At 63.8% G+C, this 19,714-nt stretch carries 20 protein-coding genes, 1 tRNA gene and 1 pseudogene; 17 read left to right on the top strand and 5 right to left on the bottom strand.

All coding sequences use genetic code 11. The features are described 5' to 3' along the window. Positions 1–157 precede the first annotated feature (157 nt). The 4 genes from BLU67_RS09005 to obgE all read left to right on the top strand — a co-directional run bounded on the left by BLU67_RS09005 (position 158) and on the right by obgE (position 5,016). Positions 158–2,629 (top strand): Rne/Rng family ribonuclease, encoded by a 2,472-nt coding sequence (locus BLU67_RS09005; RefSeq protein ID WP_222842444.1) that lies wholly within the window; start codon positions 158–160, stop codon positions 2,627–2,629. A gap of 148 nt (positions 2,630–2,777) precedes the next feature. Beyond that, complete coding sequence (gene rplU, locus BLU67_RS09000) at positions 2,778–3,104, top strand: 50S ribosomal protein L21 (protein ID WP_092565166.1); 327 nt, start codon at positions 2,778–2,780, stop codon at positions 3,102–3,104. A gap of 27 nt (positions 3,105–3,131) precedes the next feature. Further along, positions 3,132–3,389 carry a 50S ribosomal protein L27 gene (gene rpmA / locus BLU67_RS08995; protein WP_092565164.1) on the top strand — a complete coding sequence of 86 codons (258 nt, stop codon included), beginning with the start codon at positions 3,132–3,134 and terminating at the stop codon, positions 3,387–3,389. Between the two features lie 100 nt (positions 3,390–3,489). Continuing rightward, a complete protein-coding gene (gene obgE, locus BLU67_RS08990) occupies positions 3,490–5,016 on the top strand; it encodes a GTPase ObgE (RefSeq protein WP_092565162.1) in 1,527 nt (508 codons plus the stop codon). Here obgE and gnpA read toward each other — a convergent pair. Further along, positions 5,013–7,173 (bottom strand): annotated as a pseudogene (gnpA, locus tag BLU67_RS12700) (1,3-beta-galactosyl-N-acetylhexosamine phosphorylase). The gene obgE and the pseudogene gnpA sit on opposite strands and share 4 nt — an antisense overlap. 151 nt (positions 7,174–7,324) lie before the next feature. After that, a complete protein-coding gene (locus tag BLU67_RS08980) occupies positions 7,325–8,104 on the bottom strand; it encodes a DeoR/GlpR family DNA-binding transcription regulator (protein ID WP_092565160.1) in 780 nt (259 codons plus the stop codon). 135 nt (positions 8,105–8,239) lie between these two features. Here BLU67_RS08980 and BLU67_RS08975 point away from each other — a divergent pair, with 135 nt between their 5' ends. The 11 genes from BLU67_RS08975 to BLU67_RS08930 all read left to right on the top strand — a co-directional run bounded on the left by BLU67_RS08975 (position 8,240) and on the right by BLU67_RS08930 (position 15,947). Continuing rightward, positions 8,240–9,163, top strand: a complete 924-nt coding sequence (locus tag BLU67_RS08975; protein WP_092565158.1) for an AEC family transporter — start codon at positions 8,240–8,242, stop codon at positions 9,161–9,163. Between the two features lie 80 nt (positions 9,164–9,243). Beyond that, a complete protein-coding gene (locus BLU67_RS08970) occupies positions 9,244–10,134 on the top strand; it encodes an SIS domain-containing protein (protein ID WP_092565155.1) in 891 nt (296 codons plus the stop codon). Between the two features lie 9 nt (positions 10,135–10,143). Then, entirely contained in the window at positions 10,144–11,100 is a 957-nt protein-coding gene (locus tag BLU67_RS08965) for an ROK family protein (protein ID WP_092565153.1), read from the top strand. Next, positions 11,097–12,086, top strand: coding sequence for a 1-phosphofructokinase family hexose kinase (locus tag BLU67_RS08960; protein WP_092565151.1), 990 nt, complete (start codon positions 11,097–11,099; stop codon positions 12,084–12,086). The genes BLU67_RS08965 and BLU67_RS08960 overlap by 4 nt, the downstream gene beginning before the upstream one ends. Beyond that, positions 12,086–12,922 carry a class II fructose-bisphosphate aldolase gene (locus BLU67_RS08955; protein WP_092565149.1) on the top strand — a complete coding sequence of 279 codons (837 nt, stop codon included), beginning with the start codon at positions 12,086–12,088 and terminating at the stop codon, positions 12,920–12,922. Before BLU67_RS08960 ends, BLU67_RS08955 begins: the two co-directional genes overlap by 1 nt. A gap of 90 nt (positions 12,923–13,012) precedes the next feature. Continuing rightward, positions 13,013–13,171 carry a hypothetical protein gene (locus BLU67_RS12280; protein ID WP_176780762.1) on the top strand — a complete coding sequence of 53 codons (159 nt, stop codon included), beginning with the start codon at positions 13,013–13,015 and terminating at the stop codon, positions 13,169–13,171. A 6-nt stretch (positions 13,172–13,177) separates the two neighbouring features. After that, a complete protein-coding gene (nadD, locus tag BLU67_RS08950; protein ID WP_092565147.1) occupies positions 13,178–13,843 on the top strand; it encodes a nicotinate-nucleotide adenylyltransferase in 666 nt (221 codons plus the stop codon). Beyond that, a complete protein-coding gene (locus tag BLU67_RS08945; protein WP_092565145.1) occupies positions 13,836–14,783 on the top strand; it encodes a hypothetical protein in 948 nt (315 codons plus the stop codon). Before nadD ends, BLU67_RS08945 begins: the two co-directional genes overlap by 8 nt. Next, positions 14,783–15,190 (top strand): ribosome silencing factor, encoded by a 408-nt coding sequence (rsfS, locus tag BLU67_RS08940; RefSeq protein ID WP_092565143.1) that lies wholly within the window; start codon positions 14,783–14,785, stop codon positions 15,188–15,190. Before BLU67_RS08945 ends, rsfS begins: the two co-directional genes overlap by 1 nt. Further along, positions 15,180–15,809 carry a histidine phosphatase family protein gene (locus BLU67_RS08935; RefSeq protein WP_261977086.1) on the top strand — a complete coding sequence of 210 codons (630 nt, stop codon included), beginning with the start codon at positions 15,180–15,182 and terminating at the stop codon, positions 15,807–15,809. Before rsfS ends, BLU67_RS08935 begins: the two co-directional genes overlap by 11 nt. A 65-nt stretch (positions 15,810–15,874) precedes the next feature. Further along, positions 15,875–15,947, top strand: a tRNA-Ala gene (locus BLU67_RS08930). Between the two features lie 58 nt (positions 15,948–16,005). Here the strand turns inward: BLU67_RS08930 and BLU67_RS12695 are convergent. Further along, the gene (locus BLU67_RS12695; RefSeq protein ID WP_410002424.1) at positions 16,006–16,287 is read right to left on the bottom strand and encodes a dihydrofolate reductase family protein; all 282 of its coding nucleotides are present in this window, start codon (positions 16,285–16,287) and stop codon (positions 16,006–16,008) included. A 524-nt stretch (positions 16,288–16,811) separates the two neighbouring features. Between BLU67_RS12695 and BLU67_RS08920 the strand changes: the two genes are divergently transcribed. Together BLU67_RS08920 and BLU67_RS08915 are read left to right on the top strand one after the other, a co-directional pair. Next, positions 16,812–17,465, top strand: a complete 654-nt coding sequence (locus BLU67_RS08920) for a GntR family transcriptional regulator (protein ID WP_092565139.1) — start codon at positions 16,812–16,814, stop codon at positions 17,463–17,465. Positions 17,466–17,565: 100 nt separating this feature from the next. Beyond that, a complete protein-coding gene (locus BLU67_RS08915; protein WP_092565137.1) occupies positions 17,566–17,985 on the top strand; it encodes a CBS domain-containing protein in 420 nt (139 codons plus the stop codon). Between the two features lie 4 nt (positions 17,986–17,989). On the opposite strand, the gene BLU67_RS08910 is transcribed toward BLU67_RS08915, so the two are convergent. Both BLU67_RS08910 and BLU67_RS08905 read right to left on the bottom strand, forming a co-directional pair. Further along, positions 17,990–18,184 carry a hypothetical protein gene (locus BLU67_RS08910; RefSeq protein ID WP_092565135.1) on the bottom strand — a complete coding sequence of 65 codons (195 nt, stop codon included), beginning with the start codon at positions 18,182–18,184 and terminating at the stop codon, positions 17,990–17,992. Positions 18,185–18,186: 2 nt separating this feature from the next. Next, positions 18,187–19,680: a DUF1846 domain-containing protein gene (locus tag BLU67_RS08905; RefSeq protein WP_410002423.1), complete on the bottom strand. Its 1,494-nt coding sequence runs from the start codon at positions 19,678–19,680 to the stop codon at positions 18,187–18,189. Between the last annotated feature and the right edge of the window lie 34 nt (positions 19,681–19,714).

The following is a 19,714-nucleotide window of genomic DNA, read 5'->3' as shown; positions in this document are numbered from 1 at the left end:
GCTTGATGCGCCGTAGTTATCGTCGCTGCAGACAGCAGATCGGAACCAGCCCGTTTCCTGGTGAAATACGGCTGATTGTCAGACTTTTGGTGCACCTGTGTGGTGCACCCCCGCCAATCGGCGCGTGGTGTGCGGCGTTGCCGACAGGAGTACTAGCGTGGACACTACGCCCGACGCGGCAGATTTGCCGCTCTTTTCATCCGCACCGGCAGCGCCCTCGGCGCGACGCAAAGCGCCGGCTAAGAAGCGGACCGAGGATCAAAAACTCGACGTCTTACAGGAACTCGGACTCAAGGCCGATGACGACGAGGTGACGGACGAGGACGAGACTGTCGAAGAGGACGAGACCGAGGCTGGCATCGAAATTCCGGCCGCGACCCTGCTCTTCCAGCCGCCCGAGATCACCCGCAACCCGCGCCCGGCGCGCAACGAGCCTGCCGAGGATGACTCCGATGACGAAGATGCGGACGACAGCGCAGATGAAGCGGAGGAGCAGGACGAGTCGGACAATGATGAGAACCGCTCCGGTGGCTCAAGCACTCGGCGCCGCCGCCGCGGTGGCCGCGGCGGACGCGGCCGCAAGTCGCAAGAGGGCACCGATCAAGACTCCGATAATAAGGAGACCTCCCAGCCCAACGAGTCCTCGGACGATGACGATGAGGACGACGATAGCGATGAGCAGGGCTCATCGCGCCGCACGCGCCGCCGTCGGCGCCGCGATGCCGGCGAGCGTGCCCGTGCCGAAGTCACCCCGCTGAAGGGCTCGACCCGGCTCGAAGCCAAGCGCCAGCGCCGCAAGGAAGGCCGGGAAGCAGGCAGGCGCCGTCAGGTCATCACCGAAGCCGAGTTCCTCGCTCGCCGCGAGAGCGTCGACCGCATCATGGTCGTGCGCGAAAAGGATGGCCTGAACCAGATCGCCGTCCTCGAAGACGACATCCTCGTCGAGCATTACGTCGCGCGCCGCACCCAAACTTCGATGGTCGGCAACGTCTACCTTGGTCGCGTACAAAATGTGTTGCCCTCTATGGAGGCGGCCTTCGTTGACCTCGGCAAGGGCCGCAATGCCGTGCTATACGCCGGCGAGGTGAACTGGGATGCCGTCAACCTCGATGGCCAGCCTCGTCGTATCGAACAGGCGCTGTCCTCCGGAGACTCTGTCCTCGTGCAGGTCACCAAGGATCCGATCGGGCACAAGGGTGCCCGCCTCACGAGCCAGGTCACGCTTGCCGGACGCTACCTCGTCCTCGTCCCTTCGGGCGCGATGACCGGTATTTCTCGCAAGTTGCCCGAATCGGAGCGGACTCGGCTGAAGAAGCTGCTGAAGGACATCGTTCCCGACGGCTCGGGCGTTATTGTCCGTACCGCGGCCGAGGGCGCGACCGAAGAGCAATTGCGCGGCGACGTCGACCGCCTCATGTCGATCTGGAAGGACATCCAGAAGAAGTCGAAGAAGGCCAAGTCAGCGCCGGTGCTGCTCAAGGGCGAACCCGAGCTCGCCGTGCGCGTCGTGCGCGATGTCTTCAACGAGGACTTTGCCAAGCTTGTCATCTCGGGCGAGGAGGCCTATTCAACGGTCTCCAGCTACGTCAAGGACATGTCCCCGGATCTCGTTGACCGAATCGAGAAGTGGAACAAGTCGGAGGACGTCTTTACCGCGATGCGGATCGATGAGCAGCTCGCTAAGGGAATGGACCGCAAGGTCTGGCTGCCCTCCGGCGGCTCGCTGGTCATCGACCGGACGGAAGCCATGACCGTGATCGACGTCAACACCGGCCGGTTCACCGGCAAGGGCGGGACGCTGGAAGAGACGGTCACGAAGAACAATATTGAAGCGGCCGAGGAGATCGCTCGCCAGCTGAGGCTGCGCGACATCGGCGGCATCATCGTCATTGACTTCATCGACATGGTGCTCGAATCCAACCGCGACCTCGTCCTGCGCCGACTGATTGAGTGTCTGGGGCGGGACCGCACCCGCCACCAGGTCGCCGAGGTCACGAGCCTCGGGCTCGTACAGATGACCCGCAAGCGTGTGGGCCAGGGCCTCGTGGAGGCGTTCTCGGAGCCATGCGAACACTGCGGTGGACGCGGCTTCCTCGTCCACGACGAACCCGTCGAAAAGGAGGCCAGCGGCGAGCAGCGCTCGGGCCGGTCCCGCAAGAAGAAGTCCACAAGCTCCCACAATCACGACGCAGCGCCGTCACCTGATAAGGGCGCCTCCGAGGACATCCCCGATGACGACGACGCCGCAGCGCAAGCCCGCGAGGCCGTCAAGGCCACGCTCGCGACGATTGCCGCGGCAGCCGCGGGCAGCCACGCCAAGGAGGAGGCCGAGGAGCGTGCGGTCAGCGAGGCCATCGCCAAGGTCGACGCGACGCCGGAGCCGGAGGAAAAGCCGGAGCCGGAAGTGAAGCAGCCGGAGTCCAAACCGCGCAAGCGCCGCCGCGCAACATCCTCCTCGCAGGCCCCCGATGCGATCAGCGAGCCGGTCGTCATCGAGCAGAGCCCGACGATCGCGGCCGGTACCGCGAGCGTCGTTGCCGGTGAGGGCTCGTCCAAGCCCGCACGGCGTTCCCGGCGAGCCACAAGCTCGACGGTCGCGCCCGACGTGCCCAAGGACACAACAAAATAGCCAACCCAACGGGATCTGGAGGTTGCCGCCCGGGCGGCAAGTAACGTAATCTAGATCCTCGGTGCGCCAATCGGCGCTTCGTACGTAGAAACATTGCGTAGCCCTCCCGCGATCAGATCGCGGCTAAGCTACGCCCGAATCGACAGAGATGAGCAGCAACGTGGTGTATGCGATCGTCAAGGCCGGCGGCCGACAGGAGAAGGTGTCCGTCGGTGACGTTGTCGTCGTTGACCGGATGGCCGGCGAGATCGGCGACTCCGTTGAACTAGCGCCCCTCATGCTCGTGGACGGCGACAAGATCACCACGGGCGCGAAGGACCTGGCCAAGGTCGCCGTGACGGCAGAGATCGTCCGCGACGACAAGGGCCCGAAGATCTCCATCGTGAAGTACAAGAACAAGTCCGGTTACCGCAAGCGCATGGGCCATCGTCAGAAGCTCACCCGCTTGAAGATCACCGGCATCGACAACGGCTAACGCGCCGAAAAGTCAGAGAGGGACATCATGGCAACAAAGAAGGGTGCGAGCTCTACTCGCAACGGCCGCGATTCCAACGCTCAGCGCCTCGGCGTGAAGCGCTTCGGCGGCCAGATCGTCAAGGCTGGCGAGATCCTCGTCCGTCAGCGTGGCACCAAGTTCCATGCCGGCCAGAACGTTGGCCGGGGCGGCGACGACACGCTGTTCGCGCTTGAAGCCGGTGCGGTTCGCTTCGCGGATCGCCGCGGCCGCAAGGTTGTGGACGTCGTCCTGCAGGACGCCTAAGACACTCGCGCACGGTTTCCGTCGCGCAGATCCTAACGGGCGGGCAGCTTGGCTGTCCGCCCGTTAGTGTTGAAAAGCCAGACCCCTAGGAGGGCCCATCATGGCGACATTCATCGACCGCGTCACGCTCCACGCCAAGGCGGGCGACGGCGGCAACGGCTGCTCATCGGTGCGCCGAGAAAAGTTCAAGCCGCTCGGTGGACCCGACGGCGCTAATGGCGGTAACGGCGGCAACATCATTCTCGAGGTCGACCCGCAGATCACCACCCTGGCCGATTACCACCGCTTGCCGCATCGCCGCGCCACCTCGGGCACACAGGGCAAGGGCGACCTGCGGGTAGGTGCCAACGGGGAGGACCTCATCTTGCGGGTGCCCGATGGCACCGTCGTGAAATCACGTGACGGGCAGGTCCTTGCCGACCTCGTGGGCGCTGGCACCCAGTACATTGCCGCCGCCGGCGGCAAGGGTGGTCTCGGCAATGCGGCCCTCGCCTCGCCCCAGCGCAAGGCACCCGGTTTCGCGCTGCTCGGTGAACCGGGCGAGGAACGCGACCTCGTGCTCGAGCTCAAATCGATTGCGGACGTCGCGCTCGTGGGCTTCCCCTCGGCCGGAAAATCCTCGCTCATTGCCGCGATGAGTGCGGCGCGCCCGAAGATCGCCGATTACCCGTTCACGACCCTCGTGCCTAACCTCGGCGTCGTCGTTGCGGGGGACAAGCGCTACACCATCGCCGACGTGCCTGGCCTCATCCCGGGCGCCGCGCAGGGCAAGGGCCTCGGGCTCGAGTTTCTGCGCCATATCGAGCGATGCGCCGTCATCGTCCACGTGCTCGATTGCGCCACACTGGAGCCCAACCGCGATCCGATCTCGGACCTGAACGCGCTGGAGGCCGAGCTCTCCCAGTACGCGGCCGATCTCGATATCTCCGGCGGCACAATCCCGCTGATGGAGCGCGAACGCATCGTCGTGCTGAACAAGATCGATGTCCCCGAAGCCCGCGAACTCGCCGAGTTCGTCGAGGGGGATCTGCGCGAGCAGGGCTACGCGGTCATCAAGATCTCGACGGCCACCCACGAGGGCCTCACGGAACTCGGATACGCGCTCGGCGAGGCCGTGCTGCGCGCCCGCGCGAAAGAACCGCAACCGGAAGAACGCGTCGTGCTACGTCCGCTCGCCACGCGCGAGGAGGCAGGGCCCGCCTTCACCATCACGCGGCATGAACGCGGCGGCCAGCCGGTCTTCCAGATCCGCGGCAGCAAGCCGGAACGCTGGGTGCGCCAAACGGACTTCGCCAACGACGAGGCCGTCGGCTACCTCGCCGATCGCCTCACGACGCTCGGCGTGGAAGACGGCCTGTTTGAGGCCGGCGCCACGCCCGGCGATGAAGTCGTCATCGGTTCCATGGACGGTGGCGTCATCTTCGACTGGGAGCCGACGATGACGACGGGCGCCGAACTCCTTGGGGCCCGCGGCACCGACAACCGACTCGATGAGCGCAGCCGGCGAACGACGAAGGACCGGCGCCGCGAATACCGCGAGCGGATGGACGCCAAGACCGAAGCCCGCGAAGAGCTCTGGCACGAGCGCGACGCGGGCCTGTGGACCGATCCGGACGAGGATCGCTAGTCGAGCTCGATCCAGGTGGACTGGAGGTCGCGCAGGCTGACCTCCAGTCCCTCTCCGGCCGGACCGTAAAGCACGGCCTGGCGGCTCTCGTGGCTGGAGTTATAAACAAACAGTCGGCCGGCGCCGGGGTAGAAAGCGACTTCCACCGCGGGATCGCTCGTGAACCACACCTCGCGCAGGTCATGCTGGCCGCCGGTCGCGGCCCAGATAATCGCGCGGTGTAACAGCCTCGCGTTTTCCACCGAGTACGGCAGGCCTGCCAGGTAGACCGCGTGTCCCTCGCCATAGGAGTTGACGGCAATATCGACGCTGTCCTCGTGCAGCCGCACAATGCTCGCCGTCGTAGCGAATACATCGCCGGGACGTTCCCCGGCCCACAACTCCTCGCCGAGCTTGGAGGCGATCTCGTGATCGCTTACCTGGGGGTACTTATTCGTCGAGAGCGACCATCCGGTTTCGCGGTCGACACCGAGCACGTCGGCAAGCTGGAGGATCGCTCCCGCTCCTGCCTGCGGATAGCCCTGCCGCGCCGGCGGGGTATAGGCCGAGGGCTCACCCACACCGATGAAGCCGCCACCGCCGGCGACGAAGCGCCGCACGGCCGTCACGACCTTCTCATCGGCCCAGTTATCGCCGCCGGAAAACGCGGTTCCGGCCGCACCCGCGTTGCTGAGGACGGCAATATCGTCGGGCACGCCCTCGCGGATGTCGTCAAAGGAGAGCCATTCGATGTCAAAGGGCAGGCCCGCGAGGGACTCGATCACGCCGAGGTAGGTGTAGATCTGCTTGTACCACTTGGCGTGGGCGACCATGTGTGTCTGCCAGGTTCGCAGGCTGCCCCAGGAATTGAGGATCGCGACCTTGTGGCGTGAGGTCGCGGGGCGCTCGCCCCCCGACATCTCGTGCAGCGAGCGGAATTCGGTAATGATTTCCTCGATGCGGTTATGAAGTCGGGAACTGGGTGGCAAGCGAGAGGTAGCCGCCGTAGCCGATACGGGTCAGCGGCGAGCGGACGATGGCTCGTCGAGCCGTCAACCACGATTCGTTGGCTTCGCCAACCGGGTCACCCTCGGGGTTAAAAACGTCGGGAAAGAAATAGGGCAGGAAGCGGCCCTCGGTGTACTTCACGCCGGGAATGTCGCTGATCATGCGGCACGTCGCCGCCGAGCCCACCGAACCCACGACGGCGTCCATCCCGATGCTCGGGAACAGTTCGCCGTAGGGCTCGGTGCCCATCCAGTTATCGCCGAGGAACATCATGGCTTCTTTGCCGGCCTCATGGACGGCGTCAACGAGGACCTTGACCTTGCCCGTGACGTAGCGGTGCTGGAAGGCGATCCAATCGCGGTAGGCGCTCGTGGGGACCCGGAATGGGCAGTTGTAGTAGCCCGCGTCCACGAAGTCCTCCGCGCTCAGCTCATAGCCGTATTCAGTGGCGAACTCCTGTAGCGCCTCGGGCGAGACGGACGCCGAGTAGCCGAACCAGTCGACGAACTTTTCGACGCCCTCGGAGTTGAACACGAGGGTGAAGTGGTAGAAGAACGTCGTGAACCGAACGACGTCGACCTCGGGGTGGGCCTCGCACCAGTCCTTGATGGCATCGCGCATGAAATCCCAGACCTTGGGCAGGCGCACCTCGTAGGGCCGGACCCTCTCGCGGCTGGGATCCAGGTGCCAATCGTTGGTGATGTAGTTGTACATCTGGGTGGAGTCCCAGACCTGCTCGGCAAGGAAGGCCGCCGTGTAGACGTGGTAGGGCGTGGGGGAGGTGATGACGACGGTCGCGTCGTGGCCCTCGCCCTCGATGCGGTAGGCGCTGCGATCGAGTTCGCTCCCGCTCGTGCGGTCGATGACCTGCAGGTAGGCGAGCGCTGCCTCGCTCGTATCGGGGCGCAGCTGGTCGGTGAAGTAGCCATCGATCAATCGGATCGATAGTGCGTTCTCGCCGAGCGCCGTGATCGGCGCGGACATGAGGAACATGTGGGTCAGGGTCTCGGGGTTTGCCCGCGCGAAATCCATGTTGCCGCGCGCCGGGAAGTATGCCGAGTAGACCTTCTCGACGAGCTCGGCTGCGATGTCTGGAAGTTCCGTCCCATCGGAATTGCGTACGGCGTCGGGCCGGAGACGTTCGACAAGGGCGCGGATTTCCTCATCCATCCCCTCCTCGATGGGGAGCGTAAGACGACCACCGTCACTGCTTGGGGCCAACGACGCGGTATAGGTCCGGGGAGAAACAGGCGCGAGATGTCCTCACTGACGACTCAATGGAGCATAACCGATCATAATCGATCAGAAACAATGGTGGAAATTACACCGACATGATGGTCACGCCGCGCTCGCTGAGTGCCACGAGCGTGGGGTGGGACGCCGGTGCGTCGGTGATGAGCGTGTCGATCCGCTGCGCCGGAATAATGCGGGCAAATGCGCGCTGGCCAAGCTTCTCGGCGTCAGCCACGACGACGACCTGGCGGGCCGCTGCAGCAAGCGACTGGTTTACCGCTGCCTCGCGATCATCCGTGGCGTAACCACCGCGTTCGTCGATCGCGTCAACGCCGAGGAACAAGACATCCAGGCAGAGGTCAGCAAAGAAATCGGAGGCGAGGGGGCCGGTGAGCTCGTAGGTATGGGCGCGGGCCACCCCGCCCGAGACCACCACTCGGATACCGGCTCGAACCGTCATTTCGTAGGCGATATTCACGGCATTGGTCGCGATTGTCAGGCGTGGCTGGCCCTCCGGCATAGGCAGGTTCGCCACCGCCAACTCGCGCGCTACCTGGGTGGTCGTCGTTCCGCCATTAAGGCCCACGACGAAACCGGGGGAGACGACCGTCGCAGCCGCGGCAGCAATCCGGTTCTTTGCGGCGGCCGCGCGACCGGTGCGGAAGTTCACCGGCAGCGTTGCTGAGTCCGGCGCGCGCGATGCTCCGCCGTGGGTTCGTACGAGAAGATGCTGCTCCGCCAAGAGGTCGAGGTCTCGCCTCGCGGTGGCAAGCGAGACGCCGTACGTCTCGACGACGTCATCGACCCGAATATTGCCTAAGCGTTGAACGTGACTAGCGATCGAGGCAAGGCGGTCATGGCGGTTCATCCGTGATCCCGTCAGCAGTGCTTGATAGTGACTCCTTGACTCCACACTTTAACAGGATCAATCACCTGGATCGTGCGTACCGCTCACGCTCTGGCGCTCGGGGCGCGCGGCTCGCTGACGTGACACGATCGCCGTATGAGCGGCGTCGTATCCGGGTTAGCGGTGGTGTGGGCAGTCATCGGCCTCGGCTGGCTGCTCGGGCGGACGAAACTCATGCCGACGTCCGCGCAAGACGCGCTCAATCGGCTCGTCTATCTCGTGGGGCTGCCCGCGCTCGTCTTCCTCACGCTGCTCAACGCTCACGTGGGCGATCTACTCGGGGCGCCGCTCATCGTCGCGGCGGTCTCCGGCCTCGCGGCAGCTGGGATGTTTGCTGTTATCGGTCGCTGGGGGCTGCGCCTAAGCGGTGAACGGACTTTGATCGGCACTATGGGTGCCTCCCTTGCCAATGCCGCATACCTTGGGGTGCCGCTTGCGACCTACGTCTTAGGCTCCTCGGTGCACGTTGCTCCGGTCATTATGTTCCAGGTGGGGTTTCTAACTCCCACGCTCTTCGTGCTCGCCGACATCCTCGCCGCCGATCGCCGGCCCACCGTGAGGTCGGTAGCCATCACGGTCGGGAAGAATCCCCTGGTGTGGGCGGCTGTTGCTGGCGCAGCGCTGTCGGTTGCTGGATTACGTCCGCCGGCAGTTATCCTCGACGTCGTCGACGTCGTCGCATCTTCAGCCGTTCCCTGCATTTTGATTGCGTTCGGGCTGTCGTTTGTGGGCCAGTCCCCAAAGCTCTACCGTGCGGCAACCGCGCCGATTGCGCTCGCAACGGTCATTAAGCTCGTGATCCAGCCGGCGATCGGATACCTTCTTGCTCGCTACGGCCTGGGATTAGGCGGAAGTGATCTCTTTGCGGTGACCTGCATGGCGGGCCTGCCGACCGCCCAAAATGCGTACCTCGCAGCCCATCGCGTGGGAGCCGGGCAGGACATCGCCAGGGGAGTGGTCATGGCAACGACGGTGCTCGTGATCCCAACCTTCCTCATCTTTGCATTCCTATTCACCTAGTTGCCGATCATCTGATGATCGAATATGATCGAAGTGTTTGAAAACGATCAAAACAATGCGACGCGCGCATAGGAGCTGACGTGAGCATCACCGAGACCGAGATCTTTACCCAACCAGCGATGTGGGAGCAGGCGGTCGCCGTCGCCGAGCAGTCCGCATCCGTCATGCCACACGACGGCGAATCCGTAGCTGTAATCGGCTGCGGCACCTCGTGGTTCATCGCGCAGTCCTACTGCGCCGCGCGGACCGCTGCCGGCAAGGGTATCTCCGATGCCTATACCGCGACGGAGTTCCCGACCGACCGCGACTACGACCGCATCATTTGCCTGTCCCGCTCGGGCACGACGACTGAGATCATCGACGTCCTGAAGGCCGTGCACGGCACCGCGCCGACGGTCCTGTTGACGGCGGTCGGCGACGGCCCGGCTCGCGGCGCCGTCGATGACGAAGTGGTCCTTGACTTTGCGGACGAGGAATCCGTCGTCCAGACCCGATTCGCCACCTCCGCCCTGGCATTCTTCCGCGCCAGCCTCGGAGAAGATCTCACGGCAGCGATCGCCGACGCACACACGGCCCTGGAAGCTGAGCTGCCTGCCTCGTGGATTGAGGCGGACCAGATCACCTTCCTCGGCACCGGCTGGACCATCGGCCTCGCGGCCGAAGCGGGCCTGAAGCTGCGGGAAGCGTCCCAGTCATGGACCGAGAACTATCCCGCGATGGAATACCGCCACGGCCCGATCTCTATCGCCCAGCCGGGTCGACTGACCTGGGTCTTTGGCAAGGCCCCCGCGGGCCTCGCGGACCAGGTGGCAGCCACCGGCGCGGAGTTCGTGACCTCCGACCTCGATCCGATGGCGCACCTCGTGTTGGCGCAGCGCCTCGCGGTCGCGCGGGCCGAGGCCAAGGGGCTCAACCCCGATCAGCCGCGCCACCTCACCCGGTCGGTCATTCTTACTGACGACGAACACTAAGCGGGCATCATGACCCACGCGATTGCGCTCGACGTCGGCGGGACCACGATCAAGGCCGGGCTCGTGGCGCCCTGCGGGGTGCTCGCGGCGCAGCGCACGAGGCCGACCCCGCAAGAGCCGCAGGCGCTGGCCGACACACTGGCCGACCTCGCCCGCGAATTGCGTGCGCATGCGGTTGAGATGGGGCTTCAACTCGTCAATCATGTGGGCATCGCCGTGCCCGGCATCGTCGATGAGGATGTCGGGATAGGCGTCTACTCCGCGAACCTCGGGTGGCGTGATGCGCCGCTGAAGGCGATGTTCGAGGAAGCAATCGGCGCCCCGGTTGCCTTCGGGCACGATGTTCGCTCCGGCGCGCTCGCAGAAATGGTGTGGGGGACCGGCTCTCCCACCATGATCTACCTCGCCATCGGCACCGGGATCGGGGCCGCCGTCGTGCTCGCCGGGACGACGTTCAACAACCACGGCTATGCAGGCGAGCTCGGGCAAGCGCTCGTCTCCCTGCACGGCCGGGACGTCGTCTTGGAACACTACGCATCGGCATCGGGAATCGTCGAGCAGTATGCGCGCCGCAGCGGGATCCCGGCCCGCGAGATCAACGGTGCCGAAGAGGTCTTTGCCGCCGCTAGGTCCGGCAACGATCACGCGCGCGCCACAATCGAGGTGGCCGTGACCCTGCTGGCACGTTCGCTTGGCGCGACGCTGGCGATCCTCGGTTCGATGGATATCGTGCTCGGCGGCGGGCTCGCGCGAGCGGGCGCGGATCTCACCGAGCCGCTCACGCAGGCGCTGACGCATCGGCTCCGAATTTCGCCGATGCCCTCGGTGCGTCCCGCCAAGCTCGGCAGCTGGTCGCAGTGCTTGGGGGCCGGCTATCGCGCCCTCGTGGCCGCCGGCGAAATCGTGATCGAGCCCGCCGGCTGTGATGGGATGGGGACAGCCCGCGAACCAGGAGAGCCGCAATGATCGCCCCGATCCACATCGTCACCCCCAACCCCGCCCTCGACGTCACCTACCGCGTCGATAACCTCCAGCTCGGAGAGGCCAACCGCGTCTCAGACATTGTGCGGATCTCTGGTGGCAAGGGCCTGAACGCCGCCAACGTCCTCGCCGACCTCGGGATTGCCGCCTCCGTGGGCGGGTTTATTGGCGGCGCGCTCGCCCAGGAGTTCCTTGCCGGAATCGACCATCTCGACGCGCGCTTCACACTGATCGAAGGCTCGCTACGCACGACGACGACAGTCGTCGATGACTCGGGAGCCACCGCGTTCAACGAGGCCGGCCCGAGTGTCGATGAGTCCGACTGGCAGGCCCTCACGAGTGACACGCTGGCGACGCTGCGCGAGATTTCTGCGGCCGCGGGAACTCGCGCGGTCTTCTCGCTCAATGGCTCGATCCCGCCGGGTAGCCCCGTGGCTGCCTACACCTCGCTCATTTCGCGCGCCCGCGAGGACGGCCACCTCGTCATCGCCGATACCTCCGGGTCCTTCCTCGTGGCGGCAGCTCAGGCGGGAGCGCACGTGCTTAAGCCGAATCACCTCGAGCTAGCCGCAGCGACGGGAACCGAGGACCTTTCACGTGGCGTGGCCGCGTTGCAGGAATCCGGCGCTGGCGTCGTCATCGTCTCGCGCGGCGCCGAGGGCCTGGAGGTTCACGCGCCCGGCCGCCGACCGGTGCACGCCTGGCTGGAAGCGGACGTGCGCGGCAACACCGTTGGCGCCGGCGACGCGGTCGTCGCGGCCGCCATCGCCGCCATGGCCCCGCGGGTGGCCGCCCTTCCCGGCGCTGCTCCGCTGACCAGCTGCGACGTCGCCGAGACCCTCCTTACCGACGCGGACGTGCCCCACCTTGTGGCAGCCGGCGCGGCGGCGGTGGCCGAGCCCGTCGCCGGCCGGATCAACCCCGAAACCCTCGCGGCCTTCCTCCCACGAGTCATAACGAAAGAACTCTGATGCTGACTGACCTTCACTCCGTCGCCCAGTCGTGCGCCGCCGATGGCACTGGCCTTGGCGCCTTTAACGTCATCCACCTCGAAAACGCCCGCACCTTCACCCGCGCCGCCGAAGAATCCGAGCGGCCCGTCGTCCTGCAGATTTCGCAAAACGCCGTCAAGTACCACGATGGCATGCTCGAGCCGATCGCCCTGGGCACGCTCTCGGTCGCCAAGGCGGCGGACGTCCCAGTTATCGTCCACCTCGACCACGCCGAAGACGAAGAGCTGTGCCGCCGCGCGATCGACCTAGGCTTCACCTCGGTGATGTACGACGGCTCCCACCTGCCCGACGATGCGAACCGCGAAGCGACCGCCCGCATTGTTGAATACGCGCGTGCCGCGGGCGTGAGCGTCGAAGCCGAGCTCGGTGAGGTCGGCGGCAAGAACGGGGTACATGACCCGTCGGCTCGCACCGACCCGGGTGATGCGGCCCAGTTCGTCGCAGATACCGGTGTCGACCTCCTGGCAGTCGCGGTTGGCTCGTCGCACGCAATGACGACGCGGGGCGCCGAACTTGATTTCGATCTCATTGCCGCCCTGCGCGACGCCGTGCCGGTGCCGCTCGTCCTGCACGGATCCTCGGGCGTGAGCGATGATGGCATGCAGGCCGCGATCCGCGCGGGCATGACGAAGATCAACGTCTCAACGCACCTGAACAAGGTGTTTACGGGAACTGTGCGCGAATATCTGGCCGAGCATCCCGATGTCGTTGACTCCCGGCGTTGGTTTGCTCCCGCCACTGCCGCCCAGGAAGCCGAAGTTGCGCGCCTGCTGCGCCTGTACGCCGAGGCCTAACCCTCGCGCGATGGCACACCTGGCATGACGTGGCGCTTTCGTGCCACACTAGGGGGAGTCGAAGTACCCATGCTGCCTGGAGGCCAGACCATGACCAGCTCGCTCGTGAAGCTGCCCGCTGAAGCTGCACACCTCACGCCCGTCGATTTGCCGATGCCGCCCATCATGTACGGCATTATCGCGTTTGCGTTGCTCATGATCGGCCTACTCACGGTCTACGCCTTCCGGAGCGTGTGGACTCGCCACTAGTCGGCTATGGCCCCAACGACGTCTTCACAGTCCACCACACCGCCGCAGGATCGACCGCGTCTGCGGATCGGCGTCATGGGTGGCACCTTCGATCCCATCCACCACGGTCACCTCGTCGCAGCGAGCGAGGTCCAAGACATCTTCGATCTCGACGAGGTTATCTTCGTGCCGACGGGCGCCCAGCCCTTCAAGCTCGATCGCGATGTCACAACACCCGAGCACCGCTACCTCATGACGGTCATCGCGACCGCCTCCAACCCGCGGTTCTCCGTCTCCCGAGTCGATATTGACCGTGCCGGCATCACCTACACGATCGACACCTTGCGCGATCTGCGCCAGACCTACCCCGAGGCCGAGCTTTTCTTCATCACCGGCGCCGACGCGCTCTCGCAGATCCTTACCTGGAAGGATGCCGATGAGCTTTTCTCGCTCGCGCATTTCGTTGGAGTGACCAGGCCGGGCCATGAGCTCGACGACGCGGGACTGCCCGAGGCGGGAGTATCCCTGCTGGAGGTTCCTGCGATGGCCATTTCCTCGACGGATTGCCGCCGACGCGTCGCTGCCGGTCAACCTGTGTGGTACCTGGTGCCCGACGGCGTCGTGCAGTACATCGCCAAATACGAGCTGTATTCGCGCAAGCGTTCCGTGCGAAACGAGGTGCGTGATGGCTGATCAGGCGCCACTGTCGCGCCGGGAAATGCGCAAGCGCTGGGAAGCCGAGCAGGAAAACGCTCCTCTCACCCGCCGCGAATTGCGCCGCCGGGCCGAGGAAGAAGAAGCCAAGCGAAACGCCATCGCCACCGGTGAGCTTACGCTCACCGAGGCCTTCACCATCGATGAGGGCATCGACGGCGAGCTCATCCCGCCCCGGCCGCCGCGCGCCGATGGCGAGCCCGAGCCATCGCGCCGCTCGCTGCGCGAAGCCCTGGTTGACCGACTCGACGAAGACGAGATCGCGGACAAGCGCCGGCGCGGGCCGAAGTATCGCACCATCGCCCCACCGACGACGGCGCAAGGCGTTCGCATCGTCGACCAGGCCACGGGCGAAATCAAGACGCTCCGGCCGCAGGACTATGAAGCGCAGAGTCCTGCCAGCACGCCGGAGCAGATCACGGTAGAACCGCCGAAGGAACCCGTGCCCGTCCCTGCCGAAGACGAGCCTGAGCCCGAAGCGCCCGAAGCTCCTGATCCGGACTCGCCCGAACCCGAGACTGCCGAGGAGCAGAGCCCCGCGCCGCCGGATGCGCCAGCAGGAAAGCCGGAGCCCGAAGACGAGGTGGCGGAGGAGGAAATCCCGCCGCGCGTCTCGCTGTTCGAGGCCCAAACCGAGGAATCGGAGGAGGAAGCGGAAAGCCCCGCTCCACTCTCGCGCCGCTCCCTACGGCAAGCCCAGGGCGCACCCGAGCATGCGGGCTTTCCCGAGGAAAGTGAGCCCGCAAGCGAAGCGGGCGAGCGCACGACGCCGCGGTGGCTGCAGATCGTCCTGATCATCTTCGCCGTCGTTGTCCTTGCGGTACTGGTTTTCCTCGCCGCCCAGCAGGTGCGCGACGGGGACCCCGCTGCCCTTGCCATGTCCATCATCACGCTTATCGCCTCACCAATAGGAGCGTAGTGCCTGCAACCGAAGAGTCCCGTGACCTAGCAATCGTGGCGGCCCGCGCCGCGGCGAATAAGAAGGCCACGAATATCGTCGCCCTCGATGTCTCCGAGCGATTGCCCCTGACCGACGCCTTTGTCCTTGCCACCGGCGCCAATGAACGCCAAGTGCAAGCCATCGTCCAGGAAATCCAGCTCCAGCTGCGCAACGCCGGCGTGAAACAAAAGCGCGAAGAAGGCTACGCCGAGGCGCGCTGGGTGCTCCTCGATTTCGGCGACATCGTCGTCCACGTGCAACACGCCGATGAGCGAGAATTCTATGCCCTGGAGCGCCTCTGGCACGATTGCCCCATCATCGCGCTGCCCGAGGACATTACCCAGCTTTCGCGCGAAAACGCGCTCGAGGACAGCAGTGACTACTGATCGAGTCGTTTTCGTTCGGCACGGTCAAACCGATCACAACGCCGACGGACGAGTCCAGGGTCAGATCGATATCCCGCTCAACGAGGTCGGGCGTCAGCAAGCCGCTGCCGCTGCCCGCTCGCTCGCCCAATATCTCGATACCAGGCCTGTGCGCATGGTCAGCTCGGATCTGTCCCGAGCCCTGGCGACCGCCGAAGCGATCGCCGAACGCCTCGATGTGATCGTCGAGACCGATATCCGACTGCGGGAACGCGGCTTTGGTGCATTCGAGGGCCTCAGCGGTGCCGAGCTAGCCGAGAAATACCCCGAGCCTTACGCCCTATGGCGCGCTGGTGGTTCTCCCGAGGGCCTTGGGCTTGAAGAGAAGATCGCCGTCGGCACTCGAATGGCCCAAGGAGTGATGGACTATGTCGATAAGGGGGAGCGGGGAAGCACCCTGATCGTTGTCTCTCACGGCTCGGCGATCACCCAGACGCTGCGCAGCCTGCTGGGTGTCCAAGACACAGCCCAGCCTGTCTTCCGCGGCCTCGATAACTGTCACTGGACCGAAATCGAATCTGGCATCTTTGCCGACCGCCCCGGATGGCGATTGCGAGTCCACAACATGGGGCCGTGGTGAGCTACGGCACGGTCTGCGGATTTGGCAATGGCGAGTCCCGCTAGGTAAAGTAGAACTCGCTTCACGGGGCTATGGCGCAGTTGGTAGCGCGCTTCCATGGCATGGAAGAGGTCAGGGGTTCGAATCCCCTTAGCTCCACAATGTAAGTCACTTTAGCTGATTTTATCTCGGAATCGCTCGCGATTCCGGGTTTTTTCTATCCTCCAGAGCGTTGTCGCCGGTCGGTAGAGCGCAGCGACGGCGCCGGAGGCAAAGGTACGACGCCTGAGGAGCTCGAGACGGAGCTGTTAGGTAAACCGGTCAGCAATCTCGGTCCATGGCCCGCGACGATCGGGTGGATCACGAACTCGTATTCATCAATCAAGCCCCATTTCGCGAGGGATTGGGGGAGTCTCGCGCCACCCACGATGAGGAGGCCGCCCGGTTGTTCCTTCAGGTCGCGGACTGCTTGTTCGACATCGCCTCGCAAGAGCTGCACATTCCACGTCACCGAGGCTCCATTAATTCCTCGTCCGTAGCAACCCCTGCCTCGTGGTCACAGCAACCGTCAAGGGTGAGGTTAATTGCGTAGCGCAGCAGCCTCGGCACGATCTTCTCCCGTGACGGCAGTGTCTGAGGCTGTCCAATCTAAGAATCTCAGCATGCTGAGGGCAACGCTTTCGCGGAATACATTAAATTGTGACTCTCCCCGCCTTCCCTGCTGCGGGAGGTGCATGGGCCGGGGGGCGATGCGGTTACGGTCAGTGCCAGCGGGCAGCGATCTCCGATGCAGCCGCGCTCACAGCAGCGCCGATCCGGTAGAAAAATGCTCTACTCTTTTTCATATCTATAGTCAGTTTTATTTTTCCGGTGCTGTTTTGGTGGGGGTGGAGGGTCCTCATTGGACGGGTCGTAATGACGCAAGGTGACGTGAATTCCAAGCAGATCACACTAACCGTTTTTGTGATCCATGCGTTGTCGACACGGATGCCCAAAACCAACTCGTCTCTGTACCCTTGAGGCATGGTAATTCCGGGAGTTGCACATCAAACCCTTGCGCAAATGGTGGCGACAGAAGTCAAGAAACGGGTTTTAGACCAGACATTCGCACCTGGTCAGAGACTCGGCGAGGCCGCTCTTGCTGAAGAATTCGGTATTTCGCGTGTGCCCGTTCGTGAAGCACTGCAAGAATTGGCGACGAGTGGCCTGATCGAACGGCGCCCGCGGCGCGGTTTTTTCGTTCGCGAGACTTCCATTGAGGAGCTTAACGACCTCATCAGTGTCTCAGCGGCGCTCGATCAGATTCTGTTTAGCCGACTCGCCAGCGCGATGACGCAAGATGCGCTTGCAGAGATTGAGGATCTGTTCAGTCGCACCCAGGAAGCGATCGATGCCGGCAATACCGGGGACGCAATCGGACTCAACGCGGAATTCCATGCGCTTGCACGCAAGCACTGCGGCTCCTCGATACTGCAAGAAATCGTCGAACGGATCGAAACGCGTCTGGTGTGGATCGTGACGCAGCACGATGACCCGCAGCAGTTCCTCGATGTCCACCGAGAGATCGTGCGAGCCGCCCGTTCTGGTAATTCTGACCGGCTGGCCGACGCGATCGCCCACCATGCGATGGTCAGCGAGAAGGCCGCGTTACACCACCACAGCGGCCAAGGTCACTAACCAGCAACATCCCTGGCATCCCACGTGGCGCTGACCTAAAAGACGGGGCCTGCGTTCCCCAGACCTCGTCGCCACGTCAGTTCCGTGTTACCTTCGACACATGCGTGTAGAAGATATCGTGAAGAAGAAGGGCACGGATGTCGTGACCCTGACCTCGGACTCGACCATTTCGCAGCTGCTGTCTACCCTCAGCAAGCACTCGATCGGAGCGGTCGTCGTTGTCGACAACGATCAGGTCGTGGGAATCGTCTCAGAGCGTGACGTCGTGCGACGCATTGCTGAAACGGGATCGGTGGATGGTCAGGTTTCCCAGATCATGACGAGTGATCTCGAGACGTGTGTGAACAGCGATGAGATTCAAACGCTTGCATCAAAGATGACCGAGCGGCGAATCCGTCATCTTCCCGTCATGGATGGGGACACACTTGTCGCGATTGTCTCGATCGGCGATGTCGTGAAGTCGCGGCTCGATGACTTGGAAGCCGAGCGCGATCACCTGCACGGCTTCGTTCACGGCTAAGCCGCTAATAGCGGGTCTGCGCCCGCTGACCGAGCAGGAAGACACCGTAGCGTGAGGTGTCTTCGTAATGCTCCTGCGCGGTATCAAGGGCGTCATAGGCATCGGCATCGTTGACGCCGAAGTCCTGCTGGACTACCGCCCGGTTCTCCAGGCGGTCATAGACAAATAGCGTGTGGCTCTGGGCTTTAAGGAACTCCACGGTCACCGCTTTCGGTAGAGGGTCTTGACTTGGTACTGAGGCTCACTCGTGACGTTAATACCGAGATTTCGGAAGATGCTCTCGTCAACCGAGCCGAGGATCGTGGTCGTATGGACCTCGCAACCGCGCAACTTTTTCAACTGGGCTAGCGCTTGCCTGGCGTACTCCGAAGAATCCGCCGAGACCGACAGGGCAATGAGGACCTCGTCGGTGTGAAGCCTTGGATTCCGGCTCCCCAGGTGCTCAGTTTTCAGCGTTTGGATCGGAGCAATCGACGCCGGCGCGAGAAGCTGAACCTCATCGTCAATACCTGCGAGTACCTTTAATGCATTCAGCAGCATTGCCGCACTGCAGCCGAGCAGGGGAGTCGTCTTGCCGGTGACGATCTGTCCATCGGCGAGCTCAATCGCTGAGGCCGGACCTTTCGTGCGCTTGGCAACCTCAAGCGCGGGGCGCACGACCGCTCGGTCATGGGGCGTGATGCCGAGTTTGCCCATGAGCAACGAAATCCGTTGCGAGATCGTGGGATCGAGTTCATCTCGGCGTTCTTCGACGAGCGCCTTGTAGTAGCGCCGGATGATCTCTTGCCGGCCGGCTTCGCGACATACCTCGTCATCGGAGATGCACGAGCCGACCATGTTGACGCCCATGTCGGTGGGCGACTGGTATGGGCAGCCGCCCGCAATCTCATCGAGCAGGACTTTGAGGAGCGGAAAGACTTCGGCGTCGCGGTTATAGCTCACGGCTTGGACGCCGTAGGCGGCGAGATGGAAAGGGTCGATCAGGCTGACATCATCGAGGTCTGCAGTTGCAGCCTCGTAAGCGAGATTCACCGGATGATCGATGGGCAGGTTCCAGATCGGGAAGGTCTCGAACTTGGCGTAGCCCGATTGGATGCCGCGCTCGTGATCGTGATAGATCTGCGACAGACACGTCGCAAGCTTTCCCGACCCCGGCCCTGGCGCCGTCACGATGACAAGGTCACGAGTTGTTTGGATGTACTCGTTTCGTCCAAAACCGTTCTTCGAGACAACGGTTCGCGTATCGGCCGGATAGCCCTTGATTGTGCGGTGGCGACTAACTTTCAGCCCGAGCCGCTCCAGGCGGTTCTTGAAAGACCGCGCAGCGGCGTTGGCTTCATCCAGCTGGGTCAAAACAATATTGTCGACGAGGAAACCTCGCTCGCGGAAAATATCGACGAGCCGCAGGGCGTCATCCTCGTACGGAATTCCGAGATCCGCACGGACCTTCTGGCGTTCCAGATCCTTAGCGTTGACGACCACGACGATCTCGATCTCGTCGACGAGGGTCTGGAGCATCGCGATCTTATTGTCGGGCGTGAAGCCTGGCAAGACGCGGGAGGCATGCATGTCATCGAAGAGTTTGCCGCCCATCTCCAGGTAGAGCTTGCCGCCGATTTGCTGGCGTCGGGCATCAATTTGTTGCGACTGGAGAGAGATGTATCGTTCGCGATCGAAACCAATGGCGTGGGGCAGCACGAATGAGAGTCTAGTAGATTGCCGCATCTGT

The sequence above is a fragment of the Bowdeniella nasicola genome, from assembly GCF_900107735.1.
Lineage (GTDB): Bacteria > Actinomycetota > Actinomycetes > Actinomycetales > Actinomycetaceae > Bowdeniella > Bowdeniella massiliensis.
This window is presented reverse-complemented; position numbering and strand designations above follow the sequence as displayed.

What these genes read in the sequence shown, in the direction of transcription:
- BLU67_RS08965 (WP_092565153.1), top strand. Translation starts at nt 10,144, where the DNA reads ATGACCCACGCGATTGCGCTCGACGTCGGCGGGACCACGATCAAGGCC.
- BLU67_RS08975 (WP_092565158.1), top strand. Translation starts at nt 8,240, where the DNA reads ATGAGCGGCGTCGTATCCGGGTTAGCGGTGGTGTGGGCAGTCATCGGC.
- BLU67_RS08915 (WP_092565137.1), top strand. Translation starts at nt 17,566, where the DNA reads ATGCGTGTAGAAGATATCGTGAAGAAGAAGGGCACGGATGTCGTGACC.
- BLU67_RS12280 (WP_176780762.1), top strand. Translation starts at nt 13,013, where the DNA reads ATGACCAGCTCGCTCGTGAAGCTGCCCGCTGAAGCTGCACACCTCACG.
- BLU67_RS08980 (WP_092565160.1), bottom strand. Translation starts at nt 8,104, where the DNA reads ATGAACCGCCATGACCGCCTTGCCTCGATCGCTAGTCACGTTCAACGC.
- BLU67_RS08960 (WP_092565151.1), top strand. Translation starts at nt 11,097, where the DNA reads ATGATCGCCCCGATCCACATCGTCACCCCCAACCCCGCCCTCGACGTC.
- BLU67_RS08955 (WP_092565149.1), top strand. Translation starts at nt 12,086, where the DNA reads ATGCTGACTGACCTTCACTCCGTCGCCCAGTCGTGCGCCGCCGATGGC.
- nadD (WP_092565147.1), top strand. Translation starts at nt 13,178, where the DNA reads ATGGCCCCAACGACGTCTTCACAGTCCACCACACCGCCGCAGGATCGA.
- BLU67_RS08920 (WP_092565139.1), top strand. Translation starts at nt 16,812, where the DNA reads ATGGTAATTCCGGGAGTTGCACATCAAACCCTTGCGCAAATGGTGGCG.
- obgE (WP_092565162.1), top strand. Translation starts at nt 3,490, where the DNA reads ATGGCGACATTCATCGACCGCGTCACGCTCCACGCCAAGGCGGGCGAC.
- BLU67_RS08945 (WP_092565145.1), top strand. Translation starts at nt 13,836, where the DNA reads ATGGCTGATCAGGCGCCACTGTCGCGCCGGGAAATGCGCAAGCGCTGG.
- rplU (WP_092565166.1), top strand. Translation starts at nt 2,778, where the DNA reads ATGAGCAGCAACGTGGTGTATGCGATCGTCAAGGCCGGCGGCCGACAG.
- rpmA (WP_092565164.1), top strand. Translation starts at nt 3,132, where the DNA reads ATGGCAACAAAGAAGGGTGCGAGCTCTACTCGCAACGGCCGCGATTCC.